Raw genomic sequence first — 14627 nt, forward strand, 5'->3', positions numbered from 1 at the left:
GGCCCGGCGGCGAATCGCAGTCAGCCACGGACGGCAGAGAGCTGAAAGCCACACCCGGGCCCCCTGGGTGAGCCAACCCTACGAATGGCTCGCTCATCCCGATCAACAAGGTAGGGAGAGCTGAGCGCGCCGCGGCCTTCCCTGGCCCGGACGAGGAGAGTTAGGTTAGCCTAACCTCACTCTTCCTCATCTCCCGTTCCCGGGAGACGCCCCCCGAGACTGCAGGGCAGCATCATGAGCCATCCGCGCAGCCCCCGCGCACTCCTTCCCACCCCCCTCCCCCGCCGGGCCTTCCTCGCCACGGGCACCGCGCTGGGCGCCACCGCCCTGGCCGCCTGCTCCTCCGGCCCGGGCGCGTCGGCGAACTCCGGGGACGCCGCGGGAGGTTCCGCCGCGGCGGGCGCCTTCTCCTTCACCGACGACCGCGGCGAGACCGTGCGGCTCGACGCGGTGCCCGAGCGGATCGTGGCCTACGTGGGCTCGGCCGCGGCGCTGCTCGACTACGGCATTGCCTGCGTCGGGGTCTTCGGCCCCGCGCGCGCCGAGGACGGCGCGCCCAGCGTGCTGGCCGGCGGCCTCGACCTGGACCGGCTGACCAGCCTCGGCAACGCCTGGGGCGAGTTCGACATCGAGCGATACGCCGGGCTGCGCCCCCAGCTCCTGGTCAGCGACGTCCACACCCAGCCCGACCTGTGGTGGCTCCCCGAGGACACCGCCTCGGACATCCTCGGACTCGCCCCCGGCGTCGGCATCGCGAACGTCGGCCCGCCGCTGCGCGTCACGGTCCGGCGGTACGCCGAGCTGGCCGGGGCCCTGGGCGCCGACCTCGGCTCCGCCGCCGTCACCGGGGCCAAGGCGCGGTTCGACGCGGCCGCCGAGGCCGTCCGCCAGGCCGCCCGCGACCGGCCGGGGCTGCGGGTGCTCGCGGTGTCCGCCACGGAGGACAAGCTGTGGTTCTGCGTGCCGCGGGACCTGTCGGACCTGACGTACTACCAGGAGCTCGGCGTCGGCCTGGTCACGCCCCGGGACCCGGACGAGGGCGGCACCTTCCAGTCCGTCAGCTGGGAGAACGCCGGGCTCTACCCCGCCGACCTGATCCTGCTCGACGACCGGGCCATCAGCCTGCAACCCGGGCGGCTCGAGGAGACCAAGCCCACCTGGCGCGCGCTGCCCGCCGTGCGGGCCGGGCAGGTCGCCGCCTGGAGCCCCGAGCCCACCTACAGCTACGCCGGCTGCGCCCCCGCACTGGAGAACCTGGCCGAGGCCATCCGCGCCGCCCGCGTGCTCGGCTGAGCCCAACCGGCCCCGCCTGCCGCCGTCCTGCCGCCGCTCACGCGGGGCCGGACAGCCACGCCCGCCAGTGCGGCGCGAGGCGCGCGGCCAGTTCCCCGTACCCGGCGGCGCCCGGGTGCGCGCCGTCGCCCTCCCGTACTTCCCGCATCCACACGGCGCTGCGCAGCAGCGAGGCGTGCACCGGCACGTAGGGCACGGCCCGGTCCCGGCAGACCCGGGCGAACTCCTCGTCGAGCCGGGCGGTGCGGGCCGCGTGTGCGGCCTCGGCCACGGGCGGCGGGCCGGCCACCAGCACCCGCCAGCCACGGGTCGCGGCCTCGCCGAGCAGCCGCCCGAGGTTGGCCACCGACTCCTTCGGGGCCACACGCGTGCGGCCCCGCTCCGCGGTGGCGTCGTTCACGCCGAAGGACAGCACGACGCGGGGGTCCTCCGCCTCCCGCAGCCGGGGCGTGCACTCGCCCACGAAACGGGCCAGCACCCCGGCGGAGGTATCCCGGCGCACGCCCAGGTGGTAGGCGGTGAGGGGGTGGCCCTCCGCGTGCGCGAGCGCCGCCAGCCGGCCGGCCCAGCCCAGGCATCCGGGGTCGCCGACGCCGGCGAGGTAGGAATCCCCGACGAAACAGACGCGCAGGTCACGTGGCATGCGGCGATCCTCGCACGGCCGCCGTCCGGGTCCCGCGGGCCCCTCCCCGCCCGCCTCCCCGCCCAACTGCCGTGCCCACCGGGGGCTTCGGTGCGGCGCAGGGGTGCGGCAGGATGGTGGCATGACGGAAGCCGAGAACCTTCCCCTGGCCCGGCGGGGCCGCCGCGAGCGCCCCCGGGGCGGAAAGGGCCGTGCCGCGTAGGTCTCCGGGACAGGTGCGCCGCCGGCTTCGGCGCCGCCGCCGCCCGGGCGAGAGCCGCGCGGTGGTGCCCGGCCTCTCGGCGCGCACCCTGGCGGCCATCGCCGCGGCCGAGCGCGAACGCCTCTGGCCCGGGGCGGCCCACGAGGCGTGGCGCCGCTGGCACCGGCTGGTGCACGCCCCGGGGCACGGCGTCCTGTACCCGTACGCGGTGGGCGTGGGCCTGTGGCCGGTGCCGATCGGCGACTGGTGGTACCCGGACGAGTGCCGCGCGGCGCTGGAGACGATCAGGCGGGCGGTGCCGCGCCGGTGCGCGGCCGAACTCGGCGCGCTGCTCGCCCCGTTGGACGAGCGGTACCTGCGCCGCACGCTGCCCGACCCGGCGGCGCCCGCCGACGAGCCCTGGTGGCGCCGCCGCCTGCTGCGCCCGTGAGCGGCGCGGGCCGTGCGGCATCCCGCGCCCCGCACCCGGTCCCGCGGGGGAGGCTCCGGGGACGGGCCGGGCGGCGGGCGGTGTAGCCTGCTGGTTCGCCGCCGGGCGCCGGGCGGGCCGGGAGAGGCGGCCACGGCGGGGCGGCGCGGCACATCGGCGCGGGAAAGGCACGGAGCACGGGTGGCGGCCCAGCGGATCACGACGCGCAACGCGCGCTTCCAGCAGTGGCAGGCCCTGCTGACCAACCGCAGGACCAGGCAGCGGTCCGGGGAGTTCCTGGTGCAGGGGGTGCGGCCCCTCTCGCAGGCCGTCGCGCACGGCTGGCCGCTGCGCGCGCTGCTCTACGACCCGGCCCGCCGGCCCACGCGCTGGGCGGCCGAGCTGCTGCGCGAGGTGCCGGCCGAGCGCTTCGCGATGGCGCCGGAACTCCTCGCGGAACTCGGCGAGAAGGACGAGGGCGTGCCGGAGCTGGTCGGCGTCGCCGAGCTGCCGGGGGACGACCTCTCCCGCATCCCGCTCGGCCCCGGCTTCCTCGGCCTGGTCTTCGACCGCCCCACCAGCCCGGGCAACATCGGCAGCATCGTGCGCTCCGCCGACGCCTTCGGCGCCCACGGCCTGGTGGTGACCGGCCACGCGGCCGACGTCTACGACCCCAAGTCGGTGCGGGCCAGCACCGGTTCGCTGTTCGCGCTGCCCGTGGTCCGCGCGCCTGGGCACCGGGAGGTCGGCGGCTGGCTGGAGGCGGCAGGCCCGCCGGGCGTGCGGGTCGTCGGGCTGGACGAGGGCGGCACCGACGAGCTCGCCGCCTTCGACCTGACGGGCCCGGTGCTCCTCGTCGTCGGCAACGAGACCACCGGCCTGAGCACCGGATGGCGCGAGCGCTGCGACGCGCTGGTGCGGATTCCGATGACCGGCTCGGCCAGTTCCCTCAACGCGGCCAATGCCGCCACCGTGGTGCTCTACGAGGCCGCGCGGCAACGCGCCGCGGCCGGCGCGCCCACGACCGCCGCACCGGCGCGCTGAACCGGCGCGCGCCGCCGCGAACCGGCCCGCGCTCCCCGGCACGCCCGGCGCAGCCGAAGGCGCACGGCGGCGCGGGGGCGCGGGGGCCAATGCGCGGGCGCGCGGGGCGCGTTCAGCCCGTCTCGGCCAGCCTGGTGGGCGCCCACAGCCGGTCGGCGTCGCCCGCGGCGAGCCGTTCCCGGTAGACGTCGATCTTGTGGTCGATGAGCCGGAGGTGCTCCTGGAACTCGGCGATCCTGGCCAGGGTCTCGGCGCGGTGGGCCTCCATGAGGGCGAGGCGCTCCTCCTCGTTGCCCCTCCCGGCGGCGACCAGCTGGGCATACCGCCGGATCGCCCTGATGGGCATGCCGGTGGCGCGCAGCCTGGTGCAGATGGTGATCCACTCGATGTCGAGGCGGTGGTAGCGCCGCCGGCCGCTCGCGCTGCGGTCGACGGGCGTGACGACCAGCCCGGCGCGTTCGTAGTAGCGCAGGGTGTGCACGCTCACCCCGGTGCGCCGCGCCGCCTCGGCGATGGTCAGGCCGGAGCGGGGGATGGGCCCGGGCCGCGGATTGACTTCGACCACGCTCGCAATTCTAGCTTCGTGGCCGCTGTCCGATCGTGCCGCCCGAGTCCGGCGGCACCACCTCCTGCCGTGGGGATTCCGCATGCCAGAACTCAGCCGTGGCCGCCGCCTGCTGGTGCTCGCCGTCTGCTGCGCGAGCATCGTCGTCGTGGTGATGGACATCTCCATCGTCAACGTGGCGCTGCCGCAGATCCGTGACGACCTGGGCGCCTCGGAGACCGGGCTCCAGTGGACGATCGACGCCTACACCCTGGTGCTGGCCTCCTTCCTGGTGCTCGCCGGCTCCGCCGCCGACCGGTTCGGCCGCCGGCGGGTCTTCCGGGCGGGGCTGGCCGCCTTCGGGCTCGGCTCGCTGCTGTGCGGCCTGGCCCCCGGCATCGGCTGGCTGATCGCGGCGCGCGCCCTCCAGGCCGCCGGGGGCACGATGCTCAACCCGGTGGCCATGGCGATCGTCGCGGCCACCTTCCCCGAGCCGGCCGAACGGGCCAGGGCCATCGGCGTGTTCGGCTCGATGTCGGGGCTCTCGCTCGCGCTGGGCCCGGTCCTCGGCGGCCTCCTGGCCGACGGCCCAGGCTGGCGCGCCGTCTTCTGGGTCAACGTCCCGATCGTGGCCGCGGCCCTGGTGTGCGCCACCCGGTTCGTGCCCGAGTCCCGCGCCCCAAGGGCGCGGCGGTTCGACCCGGTGGGCCAGGTCCTGGTGGTGCTCGTGCTGGGCGGGCTGGTCTGCGCGATCGTGGAGTCAGGCGCGCTGGGCTGGACCTCGCCGGTCGTCCTCGGCCTGCCCGTCCTCGCGGCGGCGGCCCTGCTCGCCCTGCTCGGTTACGAGCCGCGCCGCGCCGAGCCGCTGCTCGACCTGCGTCTCTTCCGCAGCCTGCCGTTCGCCGGGGCGGTCCTCGCGGCCCTGTTCGCCCTGTGCGGCTTCGGCGCCTTCCTGTTCGTGACCACGCTCTTTCTCCAGGACGTGCGCGGCCTGTCCGCGCTGGGCGCCGGGCTGTGCCTGCTCCCCGTCGGGGCGCTGACCCTGGTGCTCTCCCCGGTCACGGGCCGGGTGGTCGCCGCGCGGGGACCCCGGCTTCCGCTGGTGACGGCCGGGGCGGCCCTGGCCCTGGGCGGCCTCGCCTCCCTGGGGCTGGGGCAGGAGGCGCCGCTGCCCGGACTGCTCGCGGTCCACCTGCTGTTCGGGGTCTTCCTGGCCACCGTCAATCCGCCGATCAGCAACACGGCGGTCTCCGGCATGCCGCCCTCGATGGCCGGGCTGGCCGCCTCCATGGCCTCCGTGGGCCGGCAAACGGGCACCACCCTGGGCGTGGCGCTCGCCGGGGCGATCGTGGGGCCGTCGCTGTCCCGCGGCGGGGCGGCGTTCACCGAGGCGGAGCGCGGCGTGTGGTGGCTGGTGGCCGCGCTCGGGCTCGGCGTCCTCGCCCTGGGGCTGCTCACCACCGGGCGGCGGGCGGCGGCCGGCGCGGCGCGGGCTGCCGCGCTGTTCGACACCCTGGAGGCGGGCGAGACGGGCGGCGCGGCGCGCGGGCCCCGGCGCGCCGGGGCCCGCGCGGGCGGCAGCCGCTGAGCGGCCGGGCGGCCGGCGCGGCCCGGGGCGGCCGGGAACCGCACCGGCCCCGGGGGCGGGCGGGGGGATCGGCCCGGAGGCGGGGGCGGACCCACGCACCTGGCCCTCAGTGGCAGATGTGGCGGCGCCCCGAGCGGTCGGTCAGCAGGGTCGTCGAGTGACCGAGGGGGCAGCGGGGGCCGTCGTGGTGGTGCCAGAAGCGGCCCATCGGGGTCGCGCAGGAGGGACACACCCACACCGGGAGCCGGCCCTGCACGGTGATGTCCGGCCACAGGACGCCCGAGCAATGCTCGCACCCGGGAAGCGAGTTGAGGGGCCGTGTGGCCCTGGGATTCGGCTGGATACGCACGGGGGCATCCTGGCCTGAGGCCGGGCCCCGGGGCCGCAGAGCGGCGCCCGTTCCACCGATCGGATGACGAACGGCCCGGCGCGAGGCGCGCGCCCGCGCCCCGGCGCACGAGGGGGGCGCCCGGGCGGCGCCGCGGCCCGGCAGACGTTCCGCCCACGCGCCGGGAGGGCCCGCGCGGCCGGGCGCGGGCGCCCCCGGATACCACGCATCCCACCATTGCCCGCGCTTGCAAGCATCAAGCGTCTGCAAGTATCTTTTGCGGCGGGTAATGCTCGCTCGCAAATAAATGGGGACGCTCATGCCACCTGCGCTGCTCGCCCTGGCCATCGGGGCCTTCGGGATCGGCACCACGGAGTTCGCGGTCACCGGCCTGCTGCCCGAGATCCAGCGGGAGTTCGACGTCTCCGCCCCGACCGCCGGGTACCTGGCCTCCGGATACGCCCTGGGGGTCGTGGCCGGAGCCCCGCTGATGGTCGTCCTGGGGGCCCGGGCGCCCCGCAAGCGGATGCTGCTGGTGCTGATGGTCCTCTTCACCCTCGGCAACGCGCTGTCGGCGGCGGCCCCCTCCTTCGGCCTGCTGCTGGCGGGCCGGGTCGTGGCCTCGCTCGCCCACGGCGGATTCTTCGGCATCGGCTCGGTGGTGGCCGCGGGACTGGTGGCCCCCCACCGCAGGGCGCAGGCCATCGCGCTGATGTTCACCGGCCTCACCGTCGCCAACGTGGTGGGCGTGCCGCTGGCCACCCTGCTGGCGCAGCGGGCCAGTTGGCGGCTGAGCTTCGCCGCCGTCGCGGCCGTCGGCCTGCTCGCCCTGGCCGGGGTGGGCGCGCTGGTGCCGCGGGAGGCGGGCGCGGCCCAGGGCGCGGCGCGCGGCCCCGGCCTGCGCCGGGAGCTCGCGACGCTCCGCAACCCCCAGGTGCTGCTGGCGATGGCGATGACGGTGCTCGGCTTCGGTGGGGTGTTCGCGGCGATCACCTACATCTCGGAGATGATGACCGAGGCGGCCGGCTACGCGGAGTCCAGCGTGACCTGGCTGCTCGTCCTGTTCGGCGTGGGCCTGGTGGCGGGGAACCTCGTCGGCGGCCGGTACGCCGACCGGGCCCTCATGCCGATGCTGTACACGGCGCTCACCGCGCTGGCGCTCGCCCTGGCCGCCTTCACCTGGACCGCGCACCACAAGGTGCCCGCCGCGGTGACCCTCACGCTGATCGGGGCGTTCGGCTTCGCGACCACTCCCCCGCTGCAAAAGCGCATCCTCGACCAGGGCGCCGAGGCGCCGACCCTCGCCTCCGCGCTCAACATCGGCGCCTTCAACCTGGGCAACGCGCTCGCCGCCTGGCTCGGCGGCCTGGTCCTCGCCTCGGGCGCCGAGGTCAGCCGGGCCAACCTGGTGGGCGCGGGCATGGCGGCAACGGCGCTGGTCACGGCGCTGCTCTCGACGGCCCTTGAGCGCCGCGCCGCCGCGGAGGGCCGGGGCGGCACGCGCCCCGGCCGCCGGCCGGCCCCGCGGCCGGAGCGCGACGCCGCGGCACCGGCGGCGACGCCCGCGGCGAACCGGCCGACGCCCGCGGGGAGTTCCGCACTCCGGGAGCCGGCGCCCACGGAATGCGCCGCCCCGTGAGGCCCGCCCGGGCGACGCGTCGCCTTCGCGAACGGCGCGGCGAGACCGTACCGCTGGTCCTCAGGTGAGGGGTGTCAGGCAACTCTTCGCCTGCGGAGTTGCCTGGCACCCCAACGTGCCGAACAACAGACGGCCCCACGTGGGGCCGTGTGTCGTCCTGGCCTTCGGGAAGAGAGGGGATGTGCAGGAAAGCTTTCGAGGGGTGGCATTGCCGGAAACGGTGCGGTCTTGGCGATGTGGGCTGCTAGCCTGACGGCAATCACGGGACGGAGGGGACATGAGCAGCGGCGACAAGTGGACGATCGAACGCATCTGTGAGGCGCTCGGAAGCCCGGCGTTGTCACAGCGGTTCCTCGCCGAGATCAACAAGGCGCCTGCCACTGCGCTGCTGGACGTGTTCGAGAAGTGGGTCGCCGCCGCCGAACGCATGCAGCACGCCATGACGCGCGGCCGGGAGCTGGCCGCCCTTGAGGGGCGCGGCGAGGGCCTCCCCGCCAACCTGATCGACAGGACCGAGCAGGTGTTCGCGAAGGCGGAACAGATCAGGGCTCGGGGTGCCGCGTAATCCGGCGTTCCCGTCACACATTGCGAGAGGTCGACTACGCTCATCGGCCGAAGGGCCCGATTGGCGTCGGGGTCAGACGCCACCCCGAAGCATGAGGAACCGGCGTGACCTACAGACTCAAGTACGACCCGGGCGTTGAGCAGCGGCATGATGCACTGCCCGAACGAGCCGCCGAGGCACTGACCACCGCGCTCGCCGCGGCATGCGACGACCCCCTTGGCCACACCGAGCCGTTCGGCGAGCCGGACGCCACCATGCGGCTGGTCACCACCCCGTGGAACCACGCCGTCCTCTTCCTGGCACACAGTGAGAAGACCGCCGTGGTCGTCGAAATCGGCCCCTGACCTGGCGGCGGACGCGAGTCGGCCCAACTCCCCGGCGGAACAAGCGCACCGGGCGAGGAAGCCGACCCGGCCTCACCCCGCGCCTGCCCCGGGAAGCCGCCCGTGGCCGGCGAGTCCGCCCGTGGCCGGGAACGGCGGGCCGCTCACTACGATGGCGCGCATGGATGTGCGCAGGGACGACGGTTACGAGATATCGACACAGCGGGAGCGGATCGACGCCGCCCTGGTGCACCGATGGCTGTCGACGGACGCCTACTGGGCGCTCGGCCGCGACCTGGAGACCGTCGAGCGCGCGATCGCGGCCTCGCTCAACTTCGGCGTGTACGCGCCCGACGGGGCGCAGGTCGGCTATGCCCGGGTCGTCAGCGACCTGGCGACCTTCGCCTGGTACTGCGACGTCTACGTGGCCAGGGAGCACCGGGGGCGGGGCCTGGGCACCTGGCTGACCCGGGCGGTGCGCGACCATCTGGCCCCCTACCGCCTGGGCCGCATCCTGCTGATCACCCAGGACGCCCACGAGGTCTACGCCAGGGCCGGGTTCGCCCCCTTCCCCGATCCGCAGAACCTGATGATCCACCGGCCCTGAGCCGCCCGCGCGCCGCGGCCCCTCCCGGCCCTCAGGCCGAACGCACCGCGCGCAGCACGGTGTCGTGGGTGTGGTGGGTGCCCTCGGGCGCGGGCGCCACCCGCGGCCTGGTCTCGTCGGCGAGCACCGTCCAGCCCGCGCCGAGGAGCGCCGCGATCTCGGTCGGCTGGTAGTAGTCGGCCGGGTCGAAGCCGCCGGCCGCCTCCGGGGTCAGGCCGGCCGGGTCGTGGCCCACGACCAGGAGCGTGCCGCCGGGCGCCACCGCGGCCAGCAGGCGGCGCAGGGCGGCGTGTCCCGGGCGGCGCCGCAGCGGGAAGTACTGGAGCGACACCAGGTCGAAGGCGCCGGCCGGCGGGCCGGTGACCTCCAGGTCGGCGCGGGCCCAGGCCACGTTCCCGACCCCGGCCGCGGCCCGCGCGGCCCGCTCCAGGGCCACCCGGGAGATGTCCACGGCGGTGACGCGCCAGCCGCGGGCCGCCAGCCAGAGCGCGTCGGCCCCCTCGCCGCACCCCACGTCCAGGGCCTGCCCCGACGGCAGGCCGGCCACCTCGGCCACCAGCACCCCGCCCGGCCGGCCGCTGAACAGCCGCTCCCGGCTGAGATAACGCGCGTCCCAGGCCGCGGCCCCCTCCGGCCGCCCGCCCGTGGCCGTCTCGCCCGGCCCGTGTCCTTCTGTCATCCTCGCCACCTCCGCCCTCAGGGTGGCCGCGCCGCCGCCCCGCCCCCAAGATCCTTTGCCACAACGGCAAAAGGACCGGCCGCGGCCCGGGAGCGGCCCGGCGCGGGGGCGGCTCAGCGCGGGAGCGCGAAGTCGAGGACGTGCAGCGCCGAGGGCGTGGTGCCGGAGGAACGCTCCTGGTAGAGGATCGACAGCACGCCGTCGGCCGCGAGCCGGGTCTGGTCGATCACGACCTCGCCGAAGGCGTTCAGCGCGCTCCTGCCGTCGTAGAGCATGGTCCAGTCGCTCCACGAGCCGGCCGCCGAGGCGGCGGCGATCCGCCCGTAGGGCAGTACGGCGTACGCGTTGTCGTAGGCGTCGAAGGCGAGTTGAGAACGCTGGCTGGATTCGAGGGGGAAGGGCAGCTCGGTCTTGTGCCAGGCGCCGGCGGAGTCGCGCCACACGTGGAAGGGGCGGGCGTAGGCGATGCGGCCCGCGACGTAGCCGGGGACGCACTGGCCGAACCTGCCGGGGACGTAGCTGATCAGGGCGTGCGGGCGGCCCGCCGAGTCGACGCCCTGCGACTCCTGGTTCATCAGCGCGTGATCGGGGCTCAGCGGGTCCACGACCAGCCCGGGCGAGGAGACGGAGACCGGGCTCCCGCCCGTGGTCCCCACCGCCGCGCCCGCCGCGTTGAGCCAGGTGCGGCCGCGGTCGGCGCTGCGGACGTAGACGGTGTCGTGGTTGGTCAGGTCGGCGCCGCAGGTGACGGCGGCGCTCTGCTCTCGCCAGGTGCCGAAGACGTGCAGCACGCCGTCCCGGCCGTAGTCGAGGCCGTGCAGGTAGAGGCTGCGGGCGGCGCTCGACCCGTGGGCCGTGGTGTAGGTGCCCGCGGCGCTGCTCCACGCGCCCAGGTCCCGCCAGCGCCCGTCGGCGTACTCGGCGAGCGCGGCCTCCCCGTTGCCCGACACGCCCCTGCGATAGGAGAGTTGCAGCGCGCCCGAGGGAGAGACGAGGAACTGCGGGTAGGTGAAGGCGGTGGTGAGGCGCACCCCGTCGAGGCTGGTCTGCGGGGCCCCGAAGCGGTCGGCGGTCCAGGGCTGCGACGCGGGCGCGTCGAGCAGCCCGGCCACGGACTTGACGTAGGTGTAGCCGCTGCTGTGCGCGTCCATCACCAGGTGGAGGCGGCCGTCCGCGGGCGAGACGCCGGCGCAGACGACGTTGTGCGAGTCGTCGGTGCTCAGCCGGTGGCCGACGGTCGCGGTGGACCAGGCCGTGGCGCCCAGGGGGCGGCGGGCCACGGTGGCGTTGCGGTCGCCCGCGTACCAGACGGCGTACTGGTAGTCCCGGTAGGTGAGCAGGGCGTTCTTCTGGAAGGCGTTGTTGTTGACCAGGCCGTCGTAGGAGACGAAGTACAGGGCGGTCCGGTCGAGCAGGGAGGAGCCGAGCGCCGTGAGCGAGGGGCCCGGGGCGGCCTCCGCCCGGCCCCCGGCGGCGAGCAGGCCCCCGGCGGTGGCGGTGCCGACGGCTCCGCGGAGGAAGGTTCTGCGGTCGGGCTTCCCGGTCATCGTCGGCTCCTCGTCTCGCCGTCCGGCACCTGCATGAAAGGTTTCAACCCAGCCTCGCCGAGGAGCGTAGCGCGGGAAGGCTCCGCCCCCAACCCCCGCCGGCGCAAAGCCGCACGCGCCCCCCGGCGCCCGCGCCCGGCGCCCACCCGAGGCGCGCGCCCGCTCCCGCCCGGGCGCGCGGGAACTTCGGCCGGCGGCCGGGCGGCTACGACACCGGCAGGCGGGCGGCTACGGCTCCGGCAGGCGGGCGGTGCGGGTGAGTTCGACGACGAGCTGGTTCGCGAGGAACCAGGGCGCGGCCGGGTGGCCGTAGGGCAGATCGGCGTCCCCGCCCGCGATCAGGTGCCCGCCGGGTGCCGGGGTGACGAGGCCGCCGAAGACCCCCCACACACACGGGGCTTCGCCGCCCGCACGAACACCGGCTCGCCCAGGTGCGGACACAGCCCGGCGGCGAGCCGCGCGCAGGGCCCGCACACCGGCGGCTTCGTGCACAGCAGCCCCTCCGGCCGGCCCGGAGCCTCCTCCGCCGCGGCCGGGCGCCCCAGCACGAACAACCAGCCCTTCCCGTTGCGGTCCGCCGGGCCCCCGCACACCTGACACAGCCGCTCCCGCATCGCGCGCCGCTGCCGGGCCGGATGCATGGCCCGGAACTCGGGGGCCGTTGCCTGGGGCGTCGAGGAGACGGGCCCACAGCACGCCGTGCCGGTCACGGTCGCCCACCCTCTCCTCGCGGCAGGCCAGCCCACGGCCCTCCGGACGCAGGGTCAACTCCTCGGTGATGACGACGAGTTCGCCGCTCCAGCGGACGGCGTGGGGCACGGGCAGCCGCCTCGGCCCCCACAGCAACGGCGTTCGGGCAGGGAGAGACACGGGTTCAGATCCTCGGTGACGTCGTTGTGGTCGAGTCGGGTGGCGAGGGCCAGGGCCTGAGTTCGCCCGCCGCGGGCGCCGGGGCGGGCGGGTCCTCGCTCACCCCGGGGCTCCGGACGCGCGGACGCCGCTCACCGCGCGCCACCCGATGTGGCAGTCGTGGGTGCAGGGGTCGAACGCGACCCCGTTCTGCGGCTCTGGCGGACGCGCCCGTGCCTGGCGGCATTTCTCGCACCGCCGCCCGGCGCACTGCGGGGAGATGTAGCGGCCCGGGGGCGCGCAGGGCGTCTCGGCATGGTCGCGATGGACAGGGACTGTGTCCTCGGTCGCTTGAGTCATGCGGCCGACGTCGACATGCCCGGCGGTCAGGTCGGCGGGGCGTGAGGTCACCATGTGCGACTCGATTCGTCGAAAGCGGTGATGATGCCTCATCAGGCTGGACCGGTTGACCGGTCCAGTCAAGGGATACCCCTCGTATGGATGAGGGGCGTTGAATCACGGGTTCATGGGGTAACTGTCCGTCAACTCCCACAGTGTGTGCGGGGTCACGCCTTCCTCACAGACCAGTGGTCCGTCCGCGTCTGACGCGGTGTGCAGAGTGATGACGACTGCCGCCGGCAGGGTGAGTTCCAGGAGCTCCGCCTCGTCCGCGGCGGCCATGCGCACGGTGTAGACATCCACACCGTCGGTCGGTGCCCTGCCCGTCGTCCGTTTCACATAGGCAGTGGTGCCCTCGGCGATTGGTCCGGCAGCCGACAGCCGTGGGCAGGCTTCGGCAATGCCGGGCGGGAACCATGCGACAACCAACGTTGCAGGAGAGCCATCCTGCTTGAGAACGAGCCTCGCCCGCCGCAATGCGCGCTGATCCTCGCCGAGTTGAAGCGCCTCACGGATACGCGGTGGCGGCACCTCCGTCATCGGTGTGCCCAACCGCCGGAACGGCCCGGCGCCCGTCGTCCGAGACGCGCTTCCGCGACGTCCGGCGGGCCGAGCGACAGGGGTCTGCACCACGGAGAACCCGGAACCCTGGCGGGCGACGACGACGCCGTCGGTACGCAGGACGTCCATGGCCTTGATCACGGTGGCGCGCGAGACTCCGAACTGCTCGCACAGGTCCCTGCCCGAAGGCAGCACCTCGCCTGGGCGGAAGTGGCCCTCGGTGATCTGTGCGCGCAAGTAGTCGGCGATCTGCTCGTATTTGAGTTTCGACATGGCATATCCCGAGGCGAATTGGCAGGTTGACCGGTCAGGTCAGCGGAGACGCTACCTCCGCTGCCGACCTCGGGGTGACAATGCCCCCATGACCCTCGCCAAGCCGCCCACGCTGGCTCCCGAAGTGATGCGCTTCTACACGGACACGATCACGGAGGCCGACCGCCTGACCTCGTCTGCCGACGGACGGCTGGAACTCCTGCGGACCCAGGAGCTGTTGCGTCGGTACCTGCCCGAGCCGCCGGCGCGCATCCTGGACGTTGGCGGGGGCCCGGGGGTGCATGCCAGGTGGCTGATCGAGGACGGGTACACCGTGCACCTGGTCGACCCGGTGCCGCGGCACGTCGAGCAGGCGCGGCAGGTACCCGGCTGCCTGGCCGAACTCGGGGACGCCCGGCAGCTTTCCGCACAGGACGCCGCCTACGACGTGGTCCTCATGCTCGGCCCGCTCTACCACCTCATCGACCCCGCCGACCGGCGCCGGGCACTGGGCGAGGGGCACCGGGTCCTGCGCCCGGGCGGCCTGCTGGCCGCGGCCGGCATCAACCGGTACGCCTCGCTGTTCGAGCACACGGCCCTGGCCCACCTGCACCTGGCGCACGTGCGCGACAGCATCGCCGGCATCCTGGCCAGCCGCGTGCACGACGGGAAGAAGGCGTTCACCGCCGCCTACTTCCACAGCGGCGAGGAACTGCGCGCCGAGGTCGCGGCGGCCGGGTTCGCCGACGCGGAGGTGTTCGGGATCGAGGGCCCGACGTGGGCCATGCTCAAGGCGACCGAACAGCACGCCGGCCGGCCCCTCGGGGACGCCCCCCTGTTCGAGTCCGCACTGACCGCGGCCAGGATGGCCGAGCCCTACCCCGAACTACTGGCCGCCAGCTCCCACCTCCTGAGCCTCGGACACCGCTGACCCGACCCGCCACACACGCCCACTACCCCCGCCGCCCCAAAGGACGACGACGGCCGGCGAGGTGCCACGCGGCACCCAACGGCGGGGGTGGCAGCCCGCGGGCGTGGCAGCAGACAAGCACGCGACCCACCCGGGCGTCCGGCGGTGGGCGGCCACCGCGTGCCCCCCACCAGCCTGGCGCCCGCTCGGCCCCCGCCGGCCTACCGCCCGCTCGGCCCCCGCCG

The 14627-nt window shown here is 75.2% G+C and carries 16 protein-coding genes; 9 read left to right on the plus strand and 7 right to left on the minus strand.

Translation table 11 applies throughout. From position 1 onward, the window contains the following. Positions 1-234: 234 nt before the first annotated feature. Positions 235-1293 (plus strand): ABC transporter substrate-binding protein, encoded by a 1059-nt coding sequence (locus D7294_RS31300; protein ID WP_120685204.1) that lies wholly within the window; start codon positions 235-237, stop codon positions 1291-1293. Positions 1294-1330: 37 nt separating this feature from the next. Here the strand turns inward: D7294_RS31300 and D7294_RS31305 are convergent, their stop codons facing one another. Then, on the minus strand, positions 1331-1936 hold the full coding sequence (locus tag D7294_RS31305) for a GDSL-type esterase/lipase family protein (protein WP_120685205.1): 606 nt from the start codon (positions 1934-1936) through the stop codon (positions 1331-1333). A 191-nt stretch (positions 1937-2127) separates the two neighbouring features. Here D7294_RS31305 and D7294_RS31310 point away from each other — a divergent pair, with 191 nt between their 5' ends. After that, on the plus strand, positions 2128-2568 hold the full coding sequence (locus tag D7294_RS31310; RefSeq protein WP_147450968.1) for a hypothetical protein: 441 nt from the start codon (positions 2128-2130) through the stop codon (positions 2566-2568). A gap of 180 nt (positions 2569-2748) precedes the next feature. Then, a complete protein-coding gene (locus tag D7294_RS31315) occupies positions 2749-3591 on the plus strand; it encodes a TrmH family RNA methyltransferase (RefSeq protein WP_120685207.1) in 843 nt (280 codons plus the stop codon). Between the two features lie 112 nt (positions 3592-3703). On the opposite strand, the gene D7294_RS31320 is transcribed toward D7294_RS31315, so the two are convergent. After that, on the minus strand, positions 3704-4156 hold the full coding sequence (locus D7294_RS31320; protein WP_241562754.1) for a MerR family transcriptional regulator: 453 nt from the start codon (positions 4154-4156) through the stop codon (positions 3704-3706). Between the two features lie 82 nt (positions 4157-4238). Between D7294_RS31320 and D7294_RS31325 the strand changes: the two genes are divergently transcribed. Further along, positions 4239-5723 carry an MFS transporter gene (locus D7294_RS31325; protein ID WP_120685209.1) on the plus strand — a complete coding sequence of 495 codons (1485 nt, stop codon included), beginning with the start codon at positions 4239-4241 and terminating at the stop codon, positions 5721-5723. 106 nt (positions 5724-5829) lie between these two features. On the opposite strand, the gene D7294_RS31765 is transcribed toward D7294_RS31325, so the two are convergent. Further along, a complete protein-coding gene (locus D7294_RS31765) occupies positions 5830-6072 on the minus strand; it encodes a hypothetical protein (protein ID WP_147450969.1) in 243 nt (80 codons plus the stop codon). Positions 6073-6370: 298 nt separating this feature from the next. Here D7294_RS31765 and D7294_RS31330 point away from each other — a divergent pair, with 298 nt between their 5' ends. The 4 genes from D7294_RS31330 (at position 6371) to D7294_RS31345 (ending at position 9185) form a co-directional block, all read left to right on the plus strand. Then, positions 6371-7690 carry an MFS transporter gene (locus D7294_RS31330; RefSeq protein ID WP_120685210.1) on the plus strand — a complete coding sequence of 440 codons (1320 nt, stop codon included), beginning with the start codon at positions 6371-6373 and terminating at the stop codon, positions 7688-7690. Positions 7691-7967: 277 nt separating this feature from the next. Next, positions 7968-8255, plus strand: a complete 288-nt coding sequence (locus D7294_RS31335; protein WP_120685211.1) for a hypothetical protein — start codon at positions 7968-7970, stop codon at positions 8253-8255. 104 nt (positions 8256-8359) lie between these two features. Beyond that, positions 8360-8599, plus strand: a complete 240-nt coding sequence (locus D7294_RS31340; RefSeq protein WP_120685212.1) for a hypothetical protein — start codon at positions 8360-8362, stop codon at positions 8597-8599. Positions 8600-8759: 160 nt separating this feature from the next. Beyond that, entirely contained in the window at positions 8760-9185 is a 426-nt protein-coding gene (locus D7294_RS31345; RefSeq protein WP_120685213.1) for a GNAT family N-acetyltransferase, read from the plus strand. A 31-nt stretch (positions 9186-9216) separates the two neighbouring features. On the opposite strand, the gene D7294_RS31350 is transcribed toward D7294_RS31345, so the two are convergent. The 4 genes from D7294_RS31350 to D7294_RS31360 form a co-directional block, all read right to left on the minus strand. Continuing rightward, positions 9217-9864 (minus strand): class I SAM-dependent methyltransferase, encoded by a 648-nt coding sequence (locus D7294_RS31350; protein WP_120685214.1) that lies wholly within the window; start codon positions 9862-9864, stop codon positions 9217-9219. 113 nt (positions 9865-9977) lie between these two features. Next, positions 9978-11411, minus strand: a complete 1434-nt coding sequence (locus D7294_RS31355) for a BNR repeat-containing protein (protein ID WP_120685215.1) — start codon at positions 11409-11411, stop codon at positions 9978-9980. A 228-nt stretch (positions 11412-11639) separates the two neighbouring features. Continuing rightward, complete coding sequence (locus D7294_RS32165; protein ID WP_158674746.1) at positions 11640-11801, minus strand: hypothetical protein; 162 nt, start codon at positions 11799-11801, stop codon at positions 11640-11642. 975 nt (positions 11802-12776) lie between these two features. Continuing rightward, positions 12777-13493, minus strand: a complete 717-nt coding sequence (locus D7294_RS31360; protein WP_120685216.1) for a GntR family transcriptional regulator — start codon at positions 13491-13493, stop codon at positions 12777-12779. Positions 13494-13581: 88 nt separating this feature from the next. Here D7294_RS31360 and D7294_RS31365 point away from each other — a divergent pair, with 88 nt between their 5' ends. Beyond that, complete coding sequence (locus D7294_RS31365; RefSeq protein ID WP_241562755.1) at positions 13582-14403, plus strand: class I SAM-dependent methyltransferase; 822 nt, start codon at positions 13582-13584, stop codon at positions 14401-14403. Positions 14404-14627: the final 224 nt, after the last annotated feature.

Source organism: Streptomyces hoynatensis (assembly GCF_003626535.1).
Lineage (GTDB): Bacteria > Actinomycetota > Actinomycetes > Streptomycetales > Streptomycetaceae > Streptomyces > Streptomyces hoynatensis.

Bases quoted from the DNA above. Each gene is read 5' to 3' on its own strand.
- D7294_RS31300 (WP_120685204.1), top strand. From the start codon at position 235: ATGAGCCATCCGCGCAGCCCCCGCGCACTCCTTCCCACCCCCCTCCCC.
- D7294_RS31305 (WP_120685205.1), bottom strand. From the start codon at position 1,936: ATGCCACGTGACCTGCGCGTCTGTTTCGTCGGGGATTCCTACCTCGCC.
- D7294_RS31325 (WP_120685209.1), top strand. From the start codon at position 4,239: ATGCCAGAACTCAGCCGTGGCCGCCGCCTGCTGGTGCTCGCCGTCTGC.
- D7294_RS31330 (WP_120685210.1), top strand. From the start codon at position 6,371: ATGCCACCTGCGCTGCTCGCCCTGGCCATCGGGGCCTTCGGGATCGGC.
- D7294_RS31335 (WP_120685211.1), top strand. From the start codon at position 7,968: ATGAGCAGCGGCGACAAGTGGACGATCGAACGCATCTGTGAGGCGCTC.
- D7294_RS31345 (WP_120685213.1), top strand. From the start codon at position 8,760: ATGGATGTGCGCAGGGACGACGGTTACGAGATATCGACACAGCGGGAG.
- D7294_RS31350 (WP_120685214.1), bottom strand. From the start codon at position 9,864: ATGACAGAAGGACACGGGCCGGGCGAGACGGCCACGGGCGGGCGGCCG.
- D7294_RS31355 (WP_120685215.1), bottom strand. From the start codon at position 11,411: ATGACCGGGAAGCCCGACCGCAGAACCTTCCTCCGCGGAGCCGTCGGC.
- D7294_RS31360 (WP_120685216.1), bottom strand. From the start codon at position 13,493: ATGTCGAAACTCAAATACGAGCAGATCGCCGACTACTTGCGCGCACAG.
- D7294_RS31365 (WP_241562755.1), top strand. From the start codon at position 13,582: ATGACCCTCGCCAAGCCGCCCACGCTGGCTCCCGAAGTGATGCGCTTC.